Annotated in this window: 6 protein-coding genes; 3 read left to right on the top strand and 3 right to left on the bottom strand. The window is 63.0% G+C overall.

Going from position 1 to position 4,878, the window contains the following annotated elements; all coding sequences use genetic code 11:
* Positions 1-150: 150 nt before the first annotated feature.
* Positions 151-585, bottom strand: coding sequence for a cupin domain-containing protein (locus ACJH6H_RS29430; protein WP_061009745.1), 435 nt, complete (start codon positions 583-585; stop codon positions 151-153).
* Between the two features lie 48 nt (positions 586-633).
* Positions 634-1,146 carry a YkgB family protein gene (locus tag ACJH6H_RS29425; RefSeq protein WP_061009747.1) on the bottom strand — a complete coding sequence of 171 codons (513 nt, stop codon included), beginning with the start codon at positions 1,144-1,146 and terminating at the stop codon, positions 634-636.
* Positions 1,147-1,476: 330 nt separating this feature from the next.
* Between ACJH6H_RS29425 and ACJH6H_RS29420 the strand changes: the two genes are divergently transcribed.
* Together ACJH6H_RS29420 and ACJH6H_RS29415 are read left to right on the top strand one after the other, a co-directional pair.
* Positions 1,477-2,112 (top strand): nitroreductase family protein, encoded by a 636-nt coding sequence (locus ACJH6H_RS29420; protein ID WP_204161117.1) that lies wholly within the window; start codon positions 1,477-1,479, stop codon positions 2,110-2,112.
* 176 nt (positions 2,113-2,288) lie between these two features.
* Positions 2,289-2,825, top strand: a complete 537-nt coding sequence (locus ACJH6H_RS29415) for a carboxymuconolactone decarboxylase family protein (RefSeq protein ID WP_061009748.1) — start codon at positions 2,289-2,291, stop codon at positions 2,823-2,825.
* Positions 2,826-2,930: 105 nt separating this feature from the next.
* On the opposite strand, the gene ACJH6H_RS29410 is transcribed toward ACJH6H_RS29415, so the two are convergent.
* The gene (locus tag ACJH6H_RS29410; protein ID WP_082761837.1) at positions 2,931-3,689 is read right to left on the bottom strand and encodes a TetR/AcrR family transcriptional regulator; all 759 of its coding nucleotides are present in this window, start codon (positions 3,687-3,689) and stop codon (positions 2,931-2,933) included.
* Positions 3,690-4,147: 458 nt separating this feature from the next.
* Between ACJH6H_RS29410 and ACJH6H_RS29405 the strand changes: the two genes are divergently transcribed.
* Positions 4,148-4,594 carry a TetR family transcriptional regulator C-terminal domain-containing protein gene (locus tag ACJH6H_RS29405; protein ID WP_131808714.1) on the top strand — a complete coding sequence of 149 codons (447 nt, stop codon included), beginning with the start codon at positions 4,148-4,150 and terminating at the stop codon, positions 4,592-4,594.
* Positions 4,595-4,878: the final 284 nt, after the last annotated feature.

Below are 4,878 nucleotides of genomic sequence, written 5' to 3'. Positions count from 1 at the left end.
GACAACCGGACCTGGCACCCCGACACGCCCCAAATCGCCACGGCGGCGGCTTGACACGGTCATTGAGAGTCCTTTCGGAATTACGTTGCTTTGTAATGTCTTTTCGAGCGCTTGAACCGGAGCCACGGGGCTGGCCGGCCGCTGCCCGACTCAGTTCGTCGCGGCATCGTCAGTGCTGAGTGGACCGTCGCCGGTATCGACCAGGAACACCGCGAGAAGTTCGGCAGGCTCTGTGGCACTGGCATTTTCACTGATGATGTGATGGGCACCGGGGTTCTCACTCCACGTTTCGCCGGCGCGATAGACCCGCGCCGGCTCCCCTTCGACCTGATTCCGGATCGCGCCGGACATCACGTACGCCATGATGAATGCCGATCGGGCGTGATGATGGGCGGCGCTTGCCCCGCCCGGCGGGTAGCTGACGGTCACCGCCTGCATCGATTTGCCCGGGGCGTTTGTCGGTTCATCGAAGACAGCACGTACAACGGGCTCTTGCGCTGAAGCCGATGGCGCCGGTTGCGCATTGGCTGCGGGCGCGAGCGCCGCCGCCGCAAGCATGGTGGCGAGCAGCATCTTCACGGTCATTTTTGACTGACTCCTGTCGTTTCGATGATGTTCTGCGTGCGGGCCGGCTCATTCGGGCGATCGAGCGGTGCCATGGACGACCGCGCCGATGGAGTCGGCCAGCGTCAGCACCGAAACACCGATCAGTACAACGTCTTTGATGAGAAACTGGCCGGTCATCGACAGCAGCGGGAATCCGCCCTCAGATGGCTCACCGACACCGGGAGTCGTGAACAAGAATGACAGCGTGCTCGCGAAGAGCAGCACTGCCACCGCGCTTCCGAACGCCGACAGTGCAGGGAACCAAGGCTTGGCAATGATGAGGAGCGCCGTGGCGATCTCCAGCACTCCCAGCATCGTCGAGAACGTCTCCACGCTGATCACGGTGTAGAGCCATCCCATGAAGGGGCTGTTGGCCACCAGCGGCTCGATGTTGTGCGCCTCGTACGGGTAGAACTTGCAGAATCCGATCCAGCCGATGACCAGCGCAAGCCCATAGCGGGCCAATATCCAGCCGGTCGATTTCACCGCCGGTTCCGCGTTCAGCAGTGCGGCTGAGAGGGTGTTCGCTTTGACCGCCATGTTCGTGGCTACCTTCCGTAGTGATCCTGTGCTGCGCGGGATGTGCAACACCAAGCACAAACGGACTATATAGTCCTTTATATTCCTGGGTCCCAACTTTCACGAACTCCAGCACGGGTCGCCCGATCATGCGAATACCCGTACAACCTCGATCAGATTGCCAGCTTGAATACCGACTCAGGCCAACGTTGTGTGCGACGACCCACTCACAACGCCTCCAAACTTGACCCCGGCATCGGGCATAAATGGACTATATAGTCCGTTATGCTCACGGCAAGAGGCGCACAGCGCCGCGAAAGCCACCCATCCCCTCGCCGGTAAGGAATCACCATGACCAATGACCTGACCATGACCAACACCGTCATCGAGAGCCTCGTGAGCCGCAGCACCACCAGCCACTACGACCCGGGATTCACATTGACCGACGACCAGATCGCCAATCTGATCCGAATCGCGACCACGGCACCGACGTCGTTCCACTTGCAGAACTGGCGTTTCATCGCCGTTCGAACGCCGGAGGCCAAGGCGCGGCTGCGGCCCATCGCATGGGACCAGCCGAAGATCACTGCCGCGGCGGTCACCTTCATCATCTGCGGTCAGCTGCCCGATCACATGACGGTGCCGGAGCGCCTCGCCCCCGTGGTGGAAGCAGGCATCATGCCGGCCGAGGCCGTGCCGCAGTGGCTAGAGTCAGCACGCGGTTTGTACGCCGGCCATCCGCAGCGCCAACGCGACGAAGCGCTGCGCACAGGTTCGATTGGCGCGACCGCGTTGATCTATGCGGCCAACGCGCTCGGTCTGGGTTCGACGCCGATCATCGGGTTCGACGCGGAAGCGGTCACCCGTGAATTCGCTTTGGCCCACGACGAAGTGCCGGTCATGTTGGTTTCGGTCGGCGCGAAGCAACCCCAGAACTGGCCGCAGAAGCCGCGCCGTCCGGTCAGCGATCTCTTGGAATTCGTTTAGCGACAGCAATCCAGCGGCGGAGTCGCACCGGCGATGCCGTCCGAAGTACGCATGCAAGTCGTTGGCGCCGAACACTTTCCACGCCACTGACATCCCAGGAGGCCAGCACAGCGGAACACCACAGTGAGCGAACCAGCCCAAACCACCCACTACACCGATCCTCGAAAGGAACGACGATGACTCATTTCACCCCCATCGAACCCGACACAGCTTCCGGCAAAGCCGCCGAGCTCCTGACTCAAGTGCAGAAATCGCTGGGCACGACTCCCAACATGACGAAAGCCATGGCACACAGCCCGACGCTCCTCAAGAGCTACCTCGCGCTGTTTTCCGCGGTGGGCACCGGCACGTTGTCCGCGGCCGTTCGCGCCCGTCTGGCAATCGCCACCGCGCAGCTCAACGGATGCGAATACTGCCTGTCATCGCACACTTACATCGGCGCCAGCGTCACCAAGGTCGACGCGGCCGAGCTCGAGAGCGCCCGGAAAGGACAATCCGCGGACCCGCATGTGGACGCATTGCTCAAACTGTCGAACAGCATCGCCGAGAACGCCGGTGATATCGACGAAGCCGACATCACCGCAGCCCTCGAGGCTGGCGTGACCGAGTCGGAAATCGGCGAACTGGTGGCCAACCTCGCGCTGAACACGATGACGAACTACTTCAACGTCATGGCGCGCGTCGACAACGATTGGCCGGTCGTGGCGCTCTGACCCGACAGCACTCGACCCGCAGATGAGCCGCAGGGCCTGCCGCCAGTCGGTGGCGGGCCCTGCGTCTGGCCGCGATGGAGCGCTTCGGTTTTCAGTGTCGGCGACTCAGCCCCTGGCCGCGGCAGTACCGCCCGATCCAGATGTGCGCACCCGGCGGGCCGCCGTCGATTTGTGCGACTTGGCTGACGAGTCGGACGCCTCACGCGCAGCCCCACGTCCGGCCGGCCGGTCTGCGGCAGCTTCGGTCAGACTTTCGATGTGGGCCAGCGCCATGTCGAGCGCGGTGGCCATCGGAGCCACGTCATGCTCGGCTTGAGCCAGCAGATACCCACCCTGCAGTGCCGCCATCAGCCCCGTGGCCAACGCGTCGGGGTCAGCATCGGACGGCAGGACGCCGTCCTCGATCATGCGCCGAAAACCGTTCGCCAGCAGTCCTTCCCAATTCGCGAAGTGTTGCGACAGCGACGTTCTGGCCTGGTCGTCTTGATCCGCAACTTCGATGACCAGGTTGCCCAGGGCACAGCCATAGGCACCGTCTTGCAGAGCGGCGCACTGAATGAGGGCGTCGCGCCATCGCCGCAGGCCACTCATCGATTTCAATCGCGCCAAGCGTTGTCCTTCACGCTCCAGGACCTGCTCGCCGCGCAGCGCGACCACTGCGCGCACCAATTCCGGCTTACCGCCCGGAAAATGCTTGTACAGCTGAGACTTACTGGTGCCCGTCGCCGCCCGCACGTCGTCGAGAGTGACGGCGTTGACGCCGCGGACGTACATGAGTTCTGCGGCGGACGCGATCATCCGTGCGCGGGTCGCCTCTCCGCGGGCAGTTGTCCGCCGCGGCGTCTGCTGCTCACCGCTGGTCATCGGCGAAAGACTACCGGCTCAACTGACGACGTCGGCGCAGCTGGTCGGCACCTCGCAGACGTGTCTCGAGAACACGATCCCAGCCGCGTCATGCTCTTCACCGTCACCACAGCTCCTGCCCTAGCCACGAGACCGGCGTAACTGCGACCTGTGCGGTATGCGCTCACGACTTGCCGGCTTCCTACCAGAGTAGCTCCGTCGGATGGACGGTGAGGTCCGCAAGAAGAATACCGTTCCGCTCAAGGCGTCACTTTTTCGACAGGCGACATAGCAGTTGTCGACGGTGGTGTCGCAGCACCGATCCACACATAAGGGACTATATAGTCCTTTTATGAGAGCGATCACTTGCCCGGGCGCTGCGCGCCGGTCCCACGTCACGAGGACATGGACGAAACCGCGAAGTCGGGAACACTACGGCATAGAAGTTTGAAACCAGCTGTTCGCCAGTGCATTTCACCATGGACGACTCTGCGGCGCCAGACCCGAATGACCTGGTCCGAGCATTACTGAGTGCTCAGAGCCGGCAATTATCTGTGGTCACCAGCGTCTCGTGCTTCGACGTGTGGCGCGACAGCCTGGTCGAAGGGAGCAGACAATCGGGCGACCCACCCGGCGGGGCATTGGGGGTGTTGATCGCACTGCTGGCCGATCGGAACGAGAGCATCCGCACAGCGGCCACAAGCTACTTCTCCGGATGGCGCCGACTACTCGCCACGACGATGCGACGGCTGCAGGAACGTGGCCGGCTACGCGCTGACGCCGACCCCGAAGCCCTCGCCACCGGTCTCGTCGCGGGAGTCCAGGGCGGCTACCTCCGGGTAAAAGCGAGCGGCGATCCCCATCACCTGGTCATGGCAATCGAGATGGCCCTGGAGCGCATCCGATCCTTCGCCGACCAGGGGTGACCCCGCGCCGGGGCATTCCTGGAGCGTTGCATCGGACCTGCCCTCGCCGGTTTCAAGTTCTGACGGCCGCCGCGCCCGATCGATCCTGTGCGCTAGATCACCGACGGACGGCATTCGGTTTCGGGGCCGGCTCCCGACTACACCTGCAGAACGTGTCCGACATTGCCGACGGATATCAGAACTGGTGTATTCAGGGGAATCGTCGTGGTGTGGTTCCCCCGAGATCGTGGAGGGTTCCTTATGCCGCTTCCGGCGTGATGTTGGATTCCCTGATCTCGTAGTTG

It is taken from the genome of Mycobacterium sp. SMC-21, assembly GCF_045310825.1.
In the GTDB taxonomy this organism is placed as follows: domain Bacteria; phylum Actinomycetota; class Actinomycetes; order Mycobacteriales; family Mycobacteriaceae; genus Mycobacterium.
The sequence above is the reverse complement of the archived record's forward strand: the minus strand, read 5'-3'. Positions and strand labels throughout refer to the sequence as shown.

What these genes read in the sequence shown, in the direction of transcription:
- ACJH6H_RS29430 (WP_061009745.1), bottom strand. Translation starts at nt 585, where the DNA reads ATGACCGTGAAGATGCTGCTCGCCACCATGCTTGCGGCGGCGGCGCTC.
- ACJH6H_RS29425 (WP_061009747.1), bottom strand. Translation starts at nt 1,146, where the DNA reads ATGGCGGTCAAAGCGAACACCCTCTCAGCCGCACTGCTGAACGCGGAA.
- ACJH6H_RS29420 (WP_204161117.1), top strand. Translation starts at nt 1,477, where the DNA reads ATGACCAATGACCTGACCATGACCAACACCGTCATCGAGAGCCTCGTG.
- ACJH6H_RS29415 (WP_061009748.1), top strand. Translation starts at nt 2,289, where the DNA reads ATGACTCATTTCACCCCCATCGAACCCGACACAGCTTCCGGCAAAGCC.
- ACJH6H_RS29410 (WP_082761837.1), bottom strand. Translation starts at nt 3,689, where the DNA reads ATGACCAGCGGTGAGCAGCAGACGCCGCGGCGGACAACTGCCCGCGGA.
- ACJH6H_RS29405 (WP_131808714.1), top strand. Translation starts at nt 4,148, where the DNA reads ATGGACGACTCTGCGGCGCCAGACCCGAATGACCTGGTCCGAGCATTA.